The organism is Streptomyces sp. NPDC058697 (assembly GCF_042715345.1).
In the GTDB taxonomy this organism is placed as follows: Bacteria; Actinomycetota; Actinomycetes; order Streptomycetales; family Streptomycetaceae; genus Streptomyces; species Streptomyces liliifuscus.
The window spans coordinates 4281-20243 of the sequence record NZ_JBHXSU010000030.1; the positions used below are offsets into that span (position 1 = coordinate 4281).

Consider the following 15963-nt stretch of genomic DNA (forward strand, 5'->3'; position numbering starts at 1 on the left):
GGGGGTTGTTTTTTTTTTTTTTCCTAGTTTTTATCGGGGGCGGTGATTCGCCATGGGTTTGGTATTCCGGGGGGGGGGGCCCCCTTCCAACCCGGGGCCCCCCCCACCGACGTATCCGGAGAAGCTAGTCCGCGTTCTCGCTGTCGATTCCCAGGCCTGGGAGGAGGCCCGGGAGGAGGGGTGGCAGGGTTACGTCCGGCTCTGCCGGTGGGGTGTTCTTGCCGGACGGGGAGGCGCTGGTCTCGTCCTCGGGCGGGTCCAGGAGGCCGCCGGTGTTGCCGCCGAGCAGGCCGTCGTCCTGGGTCTTGGACGTGGACGGCTTGGGGTTGCCGTTGCTGGAGCCGGTGCCGTCGGACGACCCGCCGCCGGTGGCGCTGGGGGCGGCCGGCCGGTCCGTACGGGACGAGCCGGTGGCGTCCGAGCTTGCGCCGCGGTGGCGGCCGGTGCCCTCCGGGGAGGGCGGCTGCGGGAGCAGCGAGCGCAGCGGTTCGACCTCTTCGTCTATGGCGTCGAAGACCGAGCTGACCTGGCGGCTGACGTCGCCCAGTTGCACGGGCAGCCGGTCGCGCAGGGCGCCCCAGGCCTCGCGGTGCGACTGGGAGAAGGCGGAGAGGGCCTGGATGGGGCCCAGGGAGTCCGGGTCCCGCTCATAGGCCTCGCGCAGCAGGCGGTGGCCCTCGGAGGCGTCGTGCTGCATGCCGGACAGCGCGCGCCGGATCTCGCCCAGGGACTCGTGGTCGAGGGGCCCCGAGCGGCCGCGCTCCATCAGGCGGCGCGCCTCGCTCAGCCGGGTGGAGGCCTGGTCGAGGTAGAGCCGGCCGCGGTCGCCCTCGCCGTCGGCCATGCCCAGCTTGAGGTCCTCCATGCCGCGCTTGAGCCCGTAGAGCGAGTCACCGGGCAGGGCGTCGGAACTGGCAGCGGCGACACCGCTGAAGGCTCCGGCGGCCACACCGACGGTGAGCCCGCCCGCGGCGAGCCCCTTCGACAACCGGGAACGCGGTCGCAACTTCCCAAGACCGGTCGCCCGGTGCGCGCCCCGGCCCCGGTGGGAACGCTGCTCGGGCACCGAAGGGTCCGCCGCCCGGCCTCCCGCGGCCGTGCCCTCCTGGAGCATGGCCTCCATCGCGGCCACCAGCTGGGCCCGCTGGACGACCTTGACCTCGGGGTCCAGCTCCGGTTTGGGCAGTTCGCCGAGGCCGGTCGCCAGGGACAGCATCCGGCCCTGCTCGGGCCGGTCCACGACGGCCGGAGCGGGTCCTTCGGACTGCTCGGCCGCCGTGCCCCGGTCGGGCTGCTCATCCAGGGCCTGGGCGAAGGCGTTCGCCCGCCGGTGCGCCGATACGTTCGCGATCACTGGCGGCACCTCCTCTCGTCATCACGGTCGACTCCCCAGGGGGTCCTGAGGGTTGCACACCCCGACCACGACCACTCGATCGAGTGATCGAAGTCGGCCAGGGTGTGACCACAGGGAGCCTGTATCCCGCACAACGAGCGGCTCGGCACTTGGGTTACGGACGACGGATGATCGGACCGCGAAGTCAACGGACTTTCACGGACGGTGAGTTGGGCATCGCTGAGCGTATGGAGCCATACGGATTCGTACGGAGAGGGGGCGGGGCAGGGCCCGCCGTGTACGGGGTCTCAGCGGGCGTCTTCCGGGAGGAGCCGGGCCAGTGTGCGCACCGCCCGGTACTGGAGGGTCTTGATCGCGCCCTCGTTCTTGCCCATCACGCGGGCGGTCTCGGCGACCGAGAGGCCCTGGAGGAAGCGCAGGGTCACGCACTCCTGCTGCTGCGGGTTGAGGCGGCGGACGGCATCCAGCAGCGCCGCGTTCGAGAGGGACTCCAGTACGGAGTCCTCGGGGGAGCGCTCGACCTCGTTGGCGTCGAGCATCTCGCCGGTGGTCACTTCGAGCCGGAAGCGGCTCGACTTGAAGTGGTCCGCGACGAGGTTACGGGCGATGGTGACTAGCCAGGCGCCGAAGTCACGGCCCTGCCAGGTGAACGTGCCGATGCGGCGCAGGGCGCGCAGGAACGTCTCGCTTGTGAGGTCTTCCGCGGTCGCCTTCCCGCCGACGCGGTAATAGATGTAGCGGTACACAGTGTCGCTGTACTGGTCGTAGAGCCGGCCGAAGGCCTCGGCCTCACCGGCCTGTGCGCGCTCCACGAGGTCCATCATCCGGGCGCTGTCACTGTCTGCGGCCGGGCGGCGTGCGGTGGTGGCCGACGCGCTCGAACGACCTCGTCTGCCCACCGCCGCGCTGCCGTCGGCCAGTGCGTAGCACGGGCCGACGGGCGCGACGGAGACAGCGAGGGCGGGGACGGCGTACGCGGTGGGGACGAAGCCGCGCAGGCGGTCGATGACCGTTGCGCGCAGCGTAGCCAGGCCCGAGGCGTCAACCCCGACGTGTGGGTACACGGGACTCCCAGAGGCAGAGCTTCCATCACGTGCAGTACCGGACCGTTCACCCGTCGTAGCGAAGAGCGGGGCCCGTCATGCGTCTGAGGAGAATAACGCTTCGTACAGGCAGTGCTACACCCAGTTGCTCAAATCATCGATTACGTCGCTTCTGTTACCGAACGACGCCTCTTCAAGTGCCGGAGAGTGACCGGTTGTTGATCGAATGAGTCCGTGTTCCGGCTGAGTCCGGGGCGTGTTGTGGCCGGGTGCCGTTAACGGGACTGGCGTGGGCTCTGTGCGGGTAGGACAGCACGATTGCCCGCATGTCAGTGCGGGGGGCCGCTGGTCAGCGGGTGTTCGAGGGGTGCCGGCGACGCTGCGTCAGCGTCTGTGTCAACGACGGCGGCGGTGCAGGGCGATCGCGGCCGCCGTGCCGCCCGCGACCGCGCCGACGCCTGCCGCCGCGGGAATGCCGACCTTCGCCGCCTTGCGGCCCGTGCGGTAGTCGCGCAGCCGCCAGTCGAGCCTGCGGGCGTGCTTGCGGAGCTTGGCGTCCGGGTTGATCGCGTACGGGTGCCCGACCAGCGAGAGCATCGGGATGTCGTTGTGGGAGTCGCTGTACGCGGCACAGCGGCCGAGGTCCAGGCCCTCCGCCGCGGCCAGGGCGCGTACCGCCTCCGCCTTCGCGGGGCCGTGCAGCGGTTCGCCGACGAGCTTGCCGGTGTAGACGCCGTCGACCGACTCGGCGACCGTGCCGAGCGCGCCGGTCAGGCCCAGGCGGCGGGCGATCACCGTGGCGATCTCGACGGGCGCGGCCGTGACCAGCCACACCTTCTGGCCCGCGTCCAGGTGGGCCTGGGCGAGGGCGCGGGTGCCGGGCCAGATGCGCTCGGCCATGTACTCGTCGTAGATCTCCTCGCCGATCGACATCAGCTCGGAGACGCGGTGGCCCTTCACGATGGACAGCGCCGAGTCGCGGGCGTCCTGCATGTGCTCGGGGTCCTCGACGCCGGCCAGCCGGAACCAGGCCTGCTGCCAGGCGAACCGGTAGAGGTCGCGGGACTCGAAGAACTTCCGCTTGTAGAGGCCACGGCCGAAGTGGAAGATCGCGGCGCCCTGCATCACGGTGTTGTCGAGGTCGAAGAACGCGGCGGCCTTGTCGTCACCGATGACCGGGAACTCCGGTTCGGTGCCTTCGGGCGCGGCTTCGTGCGCCAGCTCCTCCAGCTCCTGGGAGGACTTGCGCGCTGCCTCAGCCGAGGCCTCGCCTGCCAGCACGCTCCGCGCGGTGGCGGAGCGCCTACGGGGGGTGAGCCATCCGAGAGCGGCCATGGCGTGAGCATAGCCAGTTTGTTCGGTGGTTCCGGAGTCGGGAGGTTTGCTGGCTGTGAACTCTCCGCGACCGTGTCGTTAAAGAGCTCATCCCCTTGGGATCGCTCTTTGGCTTGCTTCGCGGTGGTTGTGCGTCGGGTGCGGGTCTGTGGGGGCTGGGCGCGCAGTTCCCCGCGCCCCTTACGGGGCGCTGTCGGCTGGGGCGGAGAATGGAGGGTATGAGTCCCATTTTTCGGCGTGGTGAGCGTCGTGCGGAGAAGAGTGTGACGCCGGAGCGGCTGGTCACCCTGATTGGGAAGCCCGACTGTCATTTGTGCGAAGACGCACAGGGAGTCGTGGAGAAGGTCTGTGCTGATCTCGGTGTCCGCTGGGAGAAGAAGGACATCACCCAGGACGAGGAACTGCACCGCGAGTACTGGGAGCAGATCCCGGTGGTGCTGGTGGACGGGGCCCAGCACACGTTCTGGCGGGTGGACGAGGAGCGGCTGCGCAGGGCGCTCAAGGCGTAGCCAATGGGGCGGAGTAATGGAACCGTGGCCTGACCGAGGCGTCCGGAGGGGCCGGAAAGTCACTTAGGATCGAGGGCGGTTCGAACTCGGGGGCGGGGATCGTAGAGGAGAGTGTGCGGTTTTGCCCCCAACATGTGAGGAACGAAGGTGCCTGTGCGCCGGTTCCGTACGGGTGCGCCGGGGGTGCGTGACCCCGGTCACGTTGGCCGGGCAAATCGGACACCATCTTTGTGCACGCGTTCACAAAGACATAGCCTGCATTCGACGGGGCGGTCTAGGTACGTGCGACCGCCTGCAGCCCCGCGCTACCCGCAGGAGCACCGTGGCAACTGGCCGAACTCACCGACCGGCGACCCGCAGCCGAGGGATTCCCGAGGCCACCGTCGCCAGGCTTCCGCTGTACCTCCGAGCCCTCACCGCTCTGTCGGAGCGCTCGGTACCCACGGTCTCCTCCGAGGAGCTCGCGGCCGCGGCGGGGGTCAACTCCGCCAAGCTGCGCAAGGACTTCTCGTACCTCGGGTCGTACGGGACGCGCGGTGTGGGCTATGACGTCGAGTACCTCGTGTACCAGATCTCCCGCGAGCTCGGTCTCACGCAGGACTGGCCGGTCGTGATCGTCGGTATCGGTAACCTCGGCGCGGCGCTGGCCAACTACGGCGGGTTCGCCTCGCGCGGGTTCCGGGTCGCGGCGCTGATCGACGCCGATCCCGAGATGGCGGGCAAGCCCGTCGCCGGGATCCCCGTGCAGCACACGGACGAGCTGGAAAAGATCATCGACGACAACGGTGTGTCGATCGGTGTCATCGCCACCCCCGCCGGCGCGGCCCAGCAGGTCTGCGACCGGCTCGTCGCCGCCGGTGTGACCTCCATCCTGAACTTCGCGCCGACCGTCCTGACCGTCCCGGACGGTGTCGACGTACGCAAGGTCGATCTCTCCATCGAGCTGCAGATCCTCGCCTTCCACGAGCAGCGCAAGGCCGGCGAGGAGGCCGAGGCGCAGGCCGGGGCCGCGATGGAGGCGGAGGCCGAGGCGGCCGCCGCGGCCAAGGAGGCCGGGAAAGGGCCCGACGGGGATGTCCCCGCCGTGATGCCGGCATGAGTCTTCTTGTCGTCGGACTGAGCCACCGCAGCGCTCCGGTCAGCGTCCTGGAGCGGGCCGCGCTGTCCGCGGACGCCCAGATCAAGCTGCTCCAGGACACGGTCGCCGCCGAACCGGCCGCCGAGGCCGCGGTGCTCGCCACCTGCAACCGGATCGAGCTCTACGCCGACGTGGACAAGTTCCACGCGGGCGTCGCCGAGCTCTCCACGCTGCTCGCGCAGCACAGCGGTGTCGGTCTCGAAGAGCTCACCCCTTATCTGTACGTGCACTACGAGGACCGGGCCGTCCACCACTTCTTCTCGGTGGCCTGCGGGCTCGACTCGATGGTCGTCGGCGAGGGGCAGATCCTCGGCCAGATCAAGGACGCCCTCGCCACCGCGCAGGAACTGCACACGGCCGGGCGGCTGCTGAACGACCTCTTCCAGCAGGCGCTGCGGGTCGGCAAGCGCGCCCACTCCGAGACCGGTATCGACCGGGCCGGGCAGTCCCTGGTGACCTTCGGCCTGGAGCAGCTGTCGTCCGGCGCCCCGGTCGACGCCTGGCTCAAGGGCAAGCGGGCCCTGGTGATCGGCGCGGGCTCCATGTCCTCGCTCGCCGCGGCGACCCTCGCGCGGGCCGGGGTGGCCGAGCTGGTCGTCGCCAACCGGACGTTCGACCGGGCGGAGCGCCTCGCGGCCCTCCTCGCCGAGCAGTACGGACAACGCCCCGCGGAACAGGGCGACCTGGACGTGCTGGCCCGCGCGGTACCGATGGAATCGGTGCCGGGCGAGCTGACACGTGCCGATGTCGTCGTGTCCTGCACCGGCGCGACCGGCCTCGTTCTGACGGCGGACCTCGTGGCCGAGGCCGTCGAGGGACGCACGGGCGCGCCCGCCGTGGAGCGCGCCGCGGACTCCGCCGCCGTACGGTCCGGCCTTCCGCCCACCAGCGTCGGCAGCGAGGACGGCTGTCCGCTGGACCTGGCTGCCGTGCAGGGTGCCGCCGTGCAGGGTTCCACCGGCTTCTCCGTCATGGGGGAGGCCGCGGTGGCCGGCATGGACGCGGCCACCCTGGAACAGCACGCCGCCTGGGTCGACAACGGGACCGTCGACCGTCGCGAGGGCCGCCGTACGCCCGAGATCGACACCGACGCCGTCGCAGCCCTCGCCGCCGCCGCGGCCACCCTCGGGCGGGTGCCCGAGCGGCGTCGGCCCGAGCCCGTCGCCGAGGTGCCCCGGCCGCTGCCCGTACTCTCCCTGCTCGACCTCGCCATGCCCCGCGACATCGACGCGGCCGTGCACCGGCTGCTCGGGGTGCGGCTGGTCGACATCGAGTCCCTCGCCGAGGCCTCCGCGGACGCCCCGATGGCCGCCGACGTGGACCAGGTGCGCGGGATCGTCTCCGACGAGGTCGCCGCCTTCGACGCCGCTCAGCGGGCTGCGCACATCACACCCACCGTCGTGGCGCTGCGCACCATGGCTGCCGATGTCGTGGCCGGCGAGATCGCCCGGCTCGACGGCCGGCTGCCCGGCCTCGACGACAAGCAGCGCGGCGAGATCACCCAGACCGTGCGACGCGTCGTGGACAAGCTCCTGCACGCGCCGACCGTACGGGTCAAGCAACTGGCCGCCGAGCCCGGCGGCGCCGGATACGCGGACGCGCTGCGGACCCTGTTCGACCTGGACCCCGAGACGGTCGCCGCCGTCTCCCGGGCCGACGACAGCCGGGACGGCAACAGCCGGGACGAGGACAGCGCTGCTCCTGGCGGTCCGGACTTCGGCCGCGAGAACTTTGACAGCAGCAATTTCGAGAGCGCCGAGAACCGAGGGCGAGCATGAATGGGCAAGCACTGAGACTGGGGACGAGGCGGAGCAAACTCGCCATGGCCCAGTCCCGGCAGGTGGCGGATGCCGTGAGCCAGGTGACAGGGCGATCCGTCGAGCTTGTGGAGATCACGACCTACGGGGACACGTCCCGCGAGCAGCTCGCGCAGATCGGCGGTACGGGGGTCTTCGTGACCGCCCTGCGCGACGCGCTCCTGAGCGGTGAGGTCGACTTCGCCGTCCACTCCCTCAAGGACCTGCCGACCGCGCAGCCCGACGATCTGGTGCTGGCCGCCGTGCCGGTGCGCGAGGACCCGCGCGACGTGCTGATCGCCCGCGACGGGCGCACCTTCGCGCAACTGCCCGACGGGGCACGGATCGGAACCGGCTCGCCGCGTCGCATGGCCCAGCTGAACGCGTACGCGCGGGACCACGGGATGACGATAGAGACCGTTCCGATCCGTGGGAACGTCGATACGCGGATCGGGTACGTGCGCAGTGGTGAGCTGGATGGTGTGGTGCTTGCCGCGGCTGGAATGAAGCGGATCGGACGGGTCGGGGACGTCAGCGAGTTCCTGCCCGTCGACACAATTTTGCCCGCCCCCGGACAGGGGGCCCTCGCGATCGAGTGTGCCGCGGACAACGCGGACCTCGTCGCTGCGCTCGCCGAGCTCGACGACCCGTTCACCCGGGCCGCCGTGACCGCCGAGCGGTCCCTGCTCGCCGCCCTGGAGGCCGGCTGCAGTGCACCTGTGGGTGCGCTCGCCGACCTTCTGGCCGACGGGCAGATTGTCAAGGAAATGCGCCTGCGCGGCGTCGTCGGCACGACCGACGGCTCGACGCTGGTGCAGTTGTCCACCACCGGTCCCGTGCCCGAGACACATGACCAAGCAATGGCGCTCGGCCGTGAACTCGCCGCCGAGATGCTTGCCAAGGGCGCGGCCGGTCTGATGGGGGAGCGAGCACATTGAGCCCCACCACCCTTCCCGCCGGCCTCGAACACGGGCACGTCACCTTCCTCGGTGCCGGACCCGGGGATCCGGGACTGCTGACTCTGCGCGCCGTCGAGGCGCTGGCGAACGCGGATGTCCTGGTCGCCGAACCCGAAGTGATCGACGTCGTCCGCACGCACGCCAGACGAAACGTCACCGTGCTCGACACCGATTCGGGCCCGAGCCCGGACACGCCTCAGCTAACGGTAGTTGACGGTGCGTCAACCACCTCTGGCGTCCCCGCGTCGAAGGACGCGGCCAATATTGTCATGGAGGCCGCGAGGGGTGGCAGGCGGGTCGTCCGTGCCGTCTCCGGTGACCCCGGACTCGATGCGTACGCCGCCGAGGAGATGCTCGCCTGTGCCGCCGCGGGTGTGCCCTTCGAGGTCGTACCCGGCGTTGCCGCCGCCGTCGGTGTGCCCGCTTACGCGGGTGTTCCGTTGCGGGACGCCCAGGGTGCGGACGTGCGGTTCGTGGACGCCCGTACGGCGTCCGGGCGCTGCTGGACCGAGGTCGGGGCGTCCGACGGGACCGTTGTCGTCTCGGCGACCCTTGATTCCGTGGGCGCTGCTGCGGGGGAGCTTGTCGCCTCGGGGCGCAAGCCCGATACGCCTATGACCGTCACTGTTGCCGGTACCACTACTCGGCAGCGGACCTGGGCCGCGACGCTCGGGACCATCGCGCAGACGCTCAAGCAGGCCAAGGTGCTGCCCTCGCCCGATGGCGGGCGGCCGGTGATAGCCGTGGTCGGTGAGCGTTCCGCCGCCGCCCAGCGCGACCAGTTGTCGTGGTTCGAGTCCAAGCCGCTGTTCGGCTGGAAGGTGCTCGTGCCGCGTACGAAGGAGCAGGCGGCTTCGCTCTCCGACCAGCTGCGGTCGTACGGGGCCGTGCCGCACGAGGTGCCGACGATCGCCGTCGAGCCGCCGCGGACGCCTCAGCAGATGGAGCGGGCCGTCAAGGGGCTTGTGACCGGGCGGTACGAGTGGATCGCCTTCACGTCGGTGAACGCGGTCAAGGCCGTGCGGGAGAAGTTCGAGGAGTACGGGCTCGATGCTCGGGCCTTCGCGGGGATCAAGGTCGCCGCGGTGGGGGAGCAGACCGCCAAGGCGTTGGTCGCCTTTGGTGTGAAGCCGGATCTGGTGCCCAGTGGGGAGCAGTCGGCTGCTGGGCTTTTGGAGGACTGGCCTCCGTACGATCCCGTTTTTGATCCGATCGATCGGGTGTTTCTGCCTCGGGCCGATATCGCTACGGAGACGTTGGTCGCCGGGCTGATCGAGCTTGGGTGGGAGGTTGACGACGTTACGGCTTATCGGACCGTGCGGGCCTCGCCTCCGCCTGCGGAGACTCGGGAGGCGATCAAGGGGGGTGGGTTTGATGCCGTTCTCTTTACGTCGTCCTCTACGGTGCGGAACCTGGTGGGTATTGCCGGGAAGCCTCACAACGTGACCGTCATCGCCTGTATCGGGCCCGCCACGGCCAAGACCGCCGAGGAGCATGGGCTGCGGGTCGATGTCATGGCTCCTGAGCCGTCTGTGCATCGGCTGGCCGAGGCGTTGGCGGACTTCGGGTTGCGGCGGCGGGCTGCGGCGCTTGAGGCCGGGGATCCTGTTACTCGGCCCAGTGAGCGGCGGCCTGGGTCTCGGCGGCGGCGTACTACGTAGTCGACGGTCCAGGTGTAGTGGCAGCGCGTCGCGTCCCTTGTGGGGTGCGGCGCGTTGTTGTGTGCGGCGCCGTTGTTCTTTTGGAGCGCGGGCCGTGCCGGTACGTCGAGCCCGCCGCTGCCGGGTGTACTGCTGTCGTTTTGATGGTTCCGTTTTTGGGAGGAGCCGTACGCGGCGGGCTTTCGACGTACCGGCACGGCCCGCTCCCGTGCGTACTTGGGTGCGCGGCGGATCTTGGTTTTATGCCGCTGGTGGTACTGCGTGGCCGTAGCGGAGGAGGTTTGCCGGGTCGTGGGTGGCCTTGGTTCGCTGGAGGTGCTTGTAGACCTCTGGGGTCCAGGCTCGGGCTCGGTCTGCTTCTGTGCCGGGGGTGCCGTGGATGTTGACCATGGTGTGGCCCGTGCCGTAGGGGGTCATTGCTTGTTGTAGGGCTGTTGTGGCTTCTTCTACTGCTTCTGCGGTTTTCGGGTCGGGCAGGATTGCCACTGATTCCAGGAAGTACGTTGCGTCCCGGGCGCAGACCGCGTCCTTGGTGCGGGCGGGGCGGGACAGTGCGCCGCCCATGTGGCGTAGTTCGACCAGGAGGAGGGGGCAGTCTGTTGCTGATGGCCCGACCTGGTCGAGGAACGTTTGGATGGCGTCTGGGGTCAGGTCGTTGAGCAGGGCGCATGATTCGCGGGCGGGGAGTGGGTCCTCGGGTTCCGCGTAGATCTGGTCCACGGCCGTGTAGTCCATGGGTGCGATGGTGTCGATCACCGGTGGTGCGGCTGCGCGTATGGGGGTCAGGAGGCGGTTGCCTTCTGTTGGGTCGCCTGTCCAGGCGACTGCTATTCGGGACCAGAAGCCGCCGCGCAGGGGTTCCGGGATCTGGGGGAGGGGAGGGAGGCGTAGCAGGCTGAATGCTGTGCACATCTCTGGGGGGAGGGTGCGTGTCCAGGTCGCGTACGCGTTGAGCAGGGGCTCCGCGTCCGTGCCCGCGCAGTAGATCGCGCCGCCCAGGATGCGGGAGAGCGGGATCAGGTCGGTGACCAGGGATGTTACGACGCCTACGTTGCCCTTGCCGCCGCGCAGGGCGCGGAAAAGGTCGGGCTCGTGGGTCGCGTCGGTCTCGTGCAGGACTCCGTCGGGGGTCACCACCTGGAAGGAGCGGACCAGGTCGGACGCGTAGCCGTAGGTCCGGCCCAGGACCGGCAGGCCGCCGCCCAGCGTGTAGCCGATCACGCCCACGTCGGTCGAGGAGCCGTTGAGTGCGGCCAGACCGTGGGGTGCGGCCGCCTCCAGGACGTCTCGCCATTTCGCTCCGGCCGAAACTGTGGCGGTACGTTCGGCCGGGTCTATTCGTACGTCCGTCATGCGGCTGGTGTTGATCAGCAGGCCGTCGTCTATGGGGAAGTTCGCTCCGTGGCCCGTCGCCTGGACCGAGACCGGGGTGCCTGTCGCCGTCGCCCAGCGCAGTGCCGCGACGATGTCGTCCGTTCCCGTTGCCCCGATCACTATGTCCGGTGCGTGGCGCTGCGCGAGGTTGAAGCCTGTGACCTCTGCTGTGTACGCCTCGTCGTCGGGTCTCAGGACCGGGCCCCGGATCTCCGAGAGGGCGAAGAGGTCGGGGGTGGTGGGGGTGCGGTGCGCCGTCGTCATCGCGTCCTCCTGCGCGGAGAGGCCGTCGGGGTCCTTGTTCTCCAGCTTGCGCCCCGGGCTTGCTGGGCGCATGTGGGGAGCAGAGGGTCCCCTGTGGCGCCGACGGCTTGTTGGCAAAGGGGGGTCCGGGGCGGGCGTAGCGTTGGTGTATGACGACGTACGGATCCTTTCCGGGCAGCCGGCCTCGGCGGCTGCGGACCACCCCTGTGATGCGGCGCATGGTCGCCGAGACGCGGCTGCATCCCGCCGACTTCATCCTCCCGGCGTTCGTGCGTGAGGGAGTGGCCGAACCCGTGCCGATCGCGGCGATGCCGGGCGTTGTGCAGCACACCCGGGACAGTCTGAAGAAGGCTGCCGCGGAGGCCGTGGCGGCGGGGATCTCCGGGATCATGCTCTTCGGTGTTCCGGAGGAGTCCAAGAAGGACGCGGTGGGGACTGCGGGGACCGATCCGGACGGGATTCTGCAGGTCGCCCTTCGGGATGTGCGGGCCGAGGTCGGCGACGAGCTGCTGGTGATGTCCGATCTGTGTCTCGATGAGACCACTGATCATGGACATTGCGGGGTGTTGGACGGTCAGGGGCGCGTCGACAATGACGCGACCCTGGAGCGGTATGCCGAGATGGCGCAGGTACAGGCCGATGCCGGGGCCCATGTGGTGGGCCCCAGCGGGATGATGGACGGCCAGATCGGCGTCGTGCGTGATGCTCTTGATCAGATCGGGCGCGAGGACGTGGCGATTCTGGCGTACACCGTCAAGTACTCCTCCGCCTTCTTCGGGCCCTTCCGGGAGGCTGTGGGCTCCTCGCTGAAGGGCGACCGGAAGACCTATCAGCAGGATCCCGCCAATGCGCGTGAGTCCCTGCGGGAGCTGGCCCTCGATCTGGAGGAGGGGGCCGACATGGTGATGGTCAAGCCGGCCGGCCCCTATCTCGACATCCTCGCGCGGGTCGCGGACGCCGTGGAGGTGCCTGTGGCCGCCTACCAGATCTCCGGTGAGTACTCGATGGTCGAAGCCGCCGCCGAGAAGGGGTGGATCGACCGGGATCAGGCGATCCTGGAGACGCTCACCGGGATCAAGCGGGCCGGCGCCCAGAACATCCTCACGTACTGGGCGACCGAGGTGGCGCAGAAGCTGCGCTGAGCTCCTCCGCTCACCAGGTGCTTACCAGGTGAGCGCGTCCGCCATCGTCTGCTGCCAGTACGTGACGGCGATCGAGTCGTCCACGTACACGCCCTTGGCGGGCAGCGACGGCTTCGACGCGGCTGCCGAGTCCTTCAGGTAGAGCGAGAGCGACTTGGCCGTGTAGCCGTTGGAGCCGCTGCCGTCCGCCGCGGAGAGGCGCACGCCCGCGTAGCCCGACTCGCCCGGGGCCAGCGTGACCACCGCCTGCGGCTGGGACTCCTCCATGACCGGCGGGACCGACTGCGCCTCGCCGAAGCGGACGGCCGGGTAGCCGATCACGTTGCAGTTCTTCGAGCCGGTGTTGGTGACGGTGAGGAGAAGGTGGTTCAGCGGGCGGGCGACCACCGTGGCCGTCATACGGGTGTTGGCGGCGGTGCAGGGCGTGCGGGTGGGGCCGGGGTCCTGCGAGTCCGACGACTTCGACGCGTCCGATGAGCCCGTCGAGCCCGACGAGTTCTGCGTGCCCTTCCCGTCCTTGGGCTTGGAGTTCGAGTCCGAGTCCGACGAGGAACCCGCCTGTCCCGCGTCCGTGGTCGTCTCCTTGTTCTTCTGCGACCCGGACGTCGGCGTGGACGACGGCTGGGACGTGGCGCCCGCCGAGGCGCCCTCGTCGCGTACGCCCTCTCCGTTGTTGCAGGCCGTCAGTGTCAGCGTGGCGACGGCGAGCGCTGCGGCGGCGAGGACACGGGTGCGGGTGGTGCGAGCGGACATGGATGATCCCCCTGATGCGGTACGGGCCTTGGTGCAGGCCGCTCGACCGAGTGACGGGAGCGGCGTGCTTGGATGGCCCAAGCTTGTGCGGCGATCTGTCCCGGCCGCCACACCTGCCGGGGTTTCCGGGACGCCGGAACGCTCGCAATGGCTCTGACCTGGGGGAACGACCCTCCCCTGGAACGCTGATCCGGGACGTGGGAGAGGGAGGAACGGTGGCGGGGGACGAGTTCTCAGAGCTCTTGGGACAGTTGAAGGAGCGGTCCGGGCTCAGTTACGGGGTGCTCGGGAAGCGGCTTCACACGAGTACGTCCACGCTTCACCGGTATGTCAACGGGGATGCCGTGCCGACGGACTACGCGCCCGTGGAGCGGTTCGCCCGCGCCTGCAAGGCCTCCCCCGAGGAACTGGTGGAGCTGCACCGGCGGTGGGTTCTCGCGGATGCGCGGCGGGGGCAGAAGGCGGGGGAGGGGGACGGTGAGTCCCCTCCGGCCGGTGGCTCGGCTTTGGGTTCGACCTTGGCTTCGGAGTCGACCATTGATTCGGGCTCGGCCACTGCCTCGGCGTCCGTTTCGGAGTCGGCCGCGGACGTGGCTGTCGGGGGCGATGTCGTCAGCTCAGCGGCGGCGGACGCGCCCGCTTCGCGGCGGCGGCGTACCGTCGTGCTCGCCGGTGCCGCCGTGGCCGCCGCGGTCGTGTCGGCCGCCCTCGTGGTGAACCTCGTGCCGGGCAAGAGCGATGACGGTGGGGGCAGGAAGCAGTCCGTGGGGGCCGCCGCCGAGACCGTCGACGACACTCCCGGGGCCAGTGAGTCCGGCGATGTGAAGGGCAGGTCGGCCTCGCCGTCCGCCTCGCGCAGTGGTACTCCCACGGCGTCCTCCTCCGCCTCCCGGAGCGCCGGCGCCGGGGGCGGGGCCGCGCAGGACTCCGGGGCGAAGGAGAGCGTCTCCGCGCCTACCGTCGCCGTCAATCCGTACAAGTGGGATTCCCCGTGCAGTCAGCACTACCTCGTCGACCGGAAGCCCGAGCAGGTGCCTCCGCCGCCGAGTGAGTCGGACGCGCGCGGGTGGGTCTCCGCGCTCGGCGGGGTCGCCGGCGGGCAGCAGATGCTCGCGCTGACCGTGCAGGGCACCGGGAAGGCCACCGTCGTCCTGGAGGCGCTGCATGTGCGGGTGGTGGAGAAGAGCGCGCCGCTCGCCTGGAACGACTTCGAGATGGGTGTGGGGTGCGGTGGCGGGGTGGAGACCACGTCGTTCGGCGTGAACCTCGACGCGGGGCGGCCCGCGACCTCGCCCAAGGCCGGGCAGCGCGACTTCCCGTACAAGGTGAGCGAGTCCGACCCCGAGGTCTTCTACATCTTCGCGGACGCCAGGACGCACAACGTGAGCTGGTATCTGGAGCTCGACTGGTCCAGCGGGACCAAGCAGGGCACCGTACGCGTCGACGACAAGGGGCAGCCCTTCCGGACCAGCGGGAACGTGGGGCGGCCCGCGTACTGGTATCCACTCGGTGACTCCGAATGGGGGCGGAACGAGTACGAGCCCGACGTTCCGGGCTGAGTGCCTCTCCGCTGCCGGCCGTGCGGCCGGCGGAATCCGGCGGACGCGAGTCGCACAGCGGATCTGCCGGTCGGGGCACCATCAAGTCACCCCGAGAGTTAGGTTGTTGCTCGTTTGATGACGCGACTCTCCAGGGAGGGGCCCTATGCCCGGTGATGCTCTCAGCCAGGACCCCGCAGAGCTGAGAAGGAGGATCGACACCACCAAGGCACACCCGGCACGTGTCTACGACGTCTTCCTCGGGGGCAAGGACAACTACGAGGTCGACCGGGCCGCTGCCGCAGCCGCGCTCACGGCCAACCCGCGCGGCTATCTGGACGTCCGGCACAATCGCGACTTCCTGCGCCGGGCCGTGAACACGCTGACGGGCGAAGAGGGCATCCGGCAGTATCTGGACATCGGCACGGGTCTGCCGACCCAGGAGAACGTCCACCAGATCGCCCAGCGCCTCGCCCCCGACTCCCGGGTCGTGTACGTCGACAACGACCCGGTCGTCCTCGCCCATGCGCGCGCCCTGCTCACCAGCGGGCCCGAGGGCCGGACCGACTACATCGACGCCGACCTCGAGAACCCGGCCCAGATCCTCGAAGCGGCCGCCAAGACCCTCGACTTCGAGCAGCCGGTCGCCCTCGCGCTGGTGGCGATCCTGCACTTCGTCGAGGACGACAAGGCCTACCCGATCGTGCGCGAGCTGATCGACGCCCTGCCCTCGGGCAGCCGGCTCGTGCTCAGCCACCTCACCGAGGATCTCAACGCCGAGAACATCCGCGCGGTCCAGCGGACGTACACCGAGCGCGGTTTCACCTTTGTGCTGCGCTCGAAGGCGGAGGTCGAGCGGTTCCTCACCGAGAACGGCCTGGAGGTCGACGAGCCCGGCGTGGTCCCCGCCCACCACTGGCGGCCCGACAACGCGGCCCCCGTCCCCGAGCAGCCCGAGCCCGGCTACTTCGACGGCCTCGACGACATCGAGAAGGTCAGGTACCGCGACATCAACGACGTGACGGACGCGGACATCAACGTGTACGCGGTCACCGGCCGCAAGCCCTGAGCCACCGGACCCGGCCGGCGCCGCGTCC

General features: G+C 69.8%; 13 protein-coding genes. 8 read left to right on the forward strand and 5 right to left on the reverse strand.

The window, feature by feature from the left end; all coding sequences use genetic code 11:
- Positions 1-124 precede the first annotated feature (124 nt).
- From ACFWXQ_RS40650 to ACFWXQ_RS40660, 3 genes are all read right to left on the reverse strand, one after another.
- Entirely contained in the window at positions 125-1354 is a 1230-nt protein-coding gene (locus ACFWXQ_RS40650; RefSeq protein WP_383951819.1) for a DUF5667 domain-containing protein, read from the reverse strand.
- Between the two features lie 287 nt (positions 1355-1641).
- Complete coding sequence (locus tag ACFWXQ_RS40655) at positions 1642-2418, reverse strand: ECF subfamily RNA polymerase sigma factor, BldN family (protein ID WP_361063681.1); 777 nt, start codon at positions 2416-2418, stop codon at positions 1642-1644.
- 375 nt (positions 2419-2793) lie between these two features.
- Complete coding sequence (locus tag ACFWXQ_RS40660) at positions 2794-3732, reverse strand: HAD family phosphatase (protein WP_200397514.1); 939 nt, start codon at positions 3730-3732, stop codon at positions 2794-2796.
- A 209-nt stretch (positions 3733-3941) separates the two neighbouring features.
- Between ACFWXQ_RS40660 and ACFWXQ_RS40665 the strand changes: the two genes are divergently transcribed.
- The 5 genes from ACFWXQ_RS40665 (at position 3942) to ACFWXQ_RS40685 (ending at position 9795) form a co-directional block, all read left to right on the forward strand.
- Positions 3942-4241 (forward strand): glutaredoxin family protein, encoded by a 300-nt coding sequence (locus tag ACFWXQ_RS40665; protein WP_383951817.1) that lies wholly within the window; start codon positions 3942-3944, stop codon positions 4239-4241.
- A 322-nt stretch (positions 4242-4563) separates the two neighbouring features.
- On the forward strand, positions 4564-5340 hold the full coding sequence (locus tag ACFWXQ_RS40670; protein WP_189844922.1) for a redox-sensing transcriptional repressor Rex: 777 nt from the start codon (positions 4564-4566) through the stop codon (positions 5338-5340).
- A complete protein-coding gene (locus tag ACFWXQ_RS40675; RefSeq protein WP_383951815.1) occupies positions 5337-7157 on the forward strand; it encodes a glutamyl-tRNA reductase in 1821 nt (606 codons plus the stop codon). The genes ACFWXQ_RS40670 and ACFWXQ_RS40675 overlap by 4 nt, the downstream gene beginning before the upstream one ends.
- Positions 7154-8113, forward strand: coding sequence for a hydroxymethylbilane synthase (gene hemC, locus ACFWXQ_RS40680; RefSeq protein ID WP_383951812.1), 960 nt, complete (start codon positions 7154-7156; stop codon positions 8111-8113). The genes ACFWXQ_RS40675 and hemC overlap by 4 nt, the downstream gene beginning before the upstream one ends.
- Entirely contained in the window at positions 8110-9795 is a 1686-nt protein-coding gene (locus ACFWXQ_RS40685) for a bifunctional uroporphyrinogen-III C-methyltransferase/uroporphyrinogen-III synthase (protein ID WP_189844919.1), read from the forward strand. Before hemC ends, ACFWXQ_RS40685 begins: the two co-directional genes overlap by 4 nt.
- A gap of 240 nt (positions 9796-10035) precedes the next feature.
- Here ACFWXQ_RS40685 and ACFWXQ_RS40690 read toward each other — a convergent pair whose 3' ends face one another.
- Positions 10036-11505, reverse strand: a complete 1470-nt coding sequence (locus tag ACFWXQ_RS40690) for an FAD-binding oxidoreductase (protein WP_383951809.1) — start codon at positions 11503-11505, stop codon at positions 10036-10038.
- A 77-nt stretch (positions 11506-11582) separates the two neighbouring features.
- Here ACFWXQ_RS40690 and hemB point away from each other — a divergent pair, with 77 nt between their 5' ends.
- The gene (gene hemB, locus ACFWXQ_RS40695; protein WP_383951806.1) at positions 11583-12575 is read left to right on the forward strand and encodes a porphobilinogen synthase; all 993 of its coding nucleotides are present in this window, start codon (positions 11583-11585) and stop codon (positions 12573-12575) included.
- Between the two features lie 21 nt (positions 12576-12596).
- On the opposite strand, the gene ACFWXQ_RS40700 is transcribed toward hemB, so the two are convergent.
- Complete coding sequence (locus ACFWXQ_RS40700; protein ID WP_383951803.1) at positions 12597-13328, reverse strand: DUF4232 domain-containing protein; 732 nt, start codon at positions 13326-13328, stop codon at positions 12597-12599.
- Between the two features lie 215 nt (positions 13329-13543).
- Between ACFWXQ_RS40700 and ACFWXQ_RS40705 the strand changes: the two genes are divergently transcribed.
- Positions 13544-14887, forward strand: a complete 1344-nt coding sequence (locus tag ACFWXQ_RS40705; RefSeq protein ID WP_383951800.1) for a helix-turn-helix domain-containing protein — start codon at positions 13544-13546, stop codon at positions 14885-14887.
- Between the two features lie 145 nt (positions 14888-15032).
- Positions 15033-15935 carry an SAM-dependent methyltransferase gene (locus tag ACFWXQ_RS40710; protein ID WP_383951797.1) on the forward strand — a complete coding sequence of 301 codons (903 nt, stop codon included), beginning with the start codon at positions 15033-15035 and terminating at the stop codon, positions 15933-15935.
- The last annotated feature ends 28 nt before the right edge of the window (positions 15936-15963 follow it).

Bases quoted from the DNA above. Each gene is read 5' to 3' on its own strand.
- ACFWXQ_RS40710 (WP_383951797.1), top strand. From the start codon at position 15,033: ATGCCCGGTGATGCTCTCAGCCAGGACCCCGCAGAGCTGAGAAGGAGG.
- hemB (WP_383951806.1), top strand. From the start codon at position 11,583: ATGACGACGTACGGATCCTTTCCGGGCAGCCGGCCTCGGCGGCTGCGG.
- ACFWXQ_RS40690 (WP_383951809.1), bottom strand. From the start codon at position 11,505: ATGCGCCCAGCAAGCCCGGGGCGCAAGCTGGAGAACAAGGACCCCGAC.
- ACFWXQ_RS40675 (WP_383951815.1), top strand. From the start codon at position 5,337: ATGAGTCTTCTTGTCGTCGGACTGAGCCACCGCAGCGCTCCGGTCAGC.
- ACFWXQ_RS40660 (WP_200397514.1), bottom strand. From the start codon at position 3,732: ATGGCCGCTCTCGGATGGCTCACCCCCCGTAGGCGCTCCGCCACCGCG.
- ACFWXQ_RS40700 (WP_383951803.1), bottom strand. From the start codon at position 13,328: ATGTCCGCTCGCACCACCCGCACCCGTGTCCTCGCCGCCGCAGCGCTC.
- hemC (WP_383951812.1), top strand. From the start codon at position 7,154: ATGAATGGGCAAGCACTGAGACTGGGGACGAGGCGGAGCAAACTCGCC.
- ACFWXQ_RS40665 (WP_383951817.1), top strand. From the start codon at position 3,942: ATGGAGGGTATGAGTCCCATTTTTCGGCGTGGTGAGCGTCGTGCGGAG.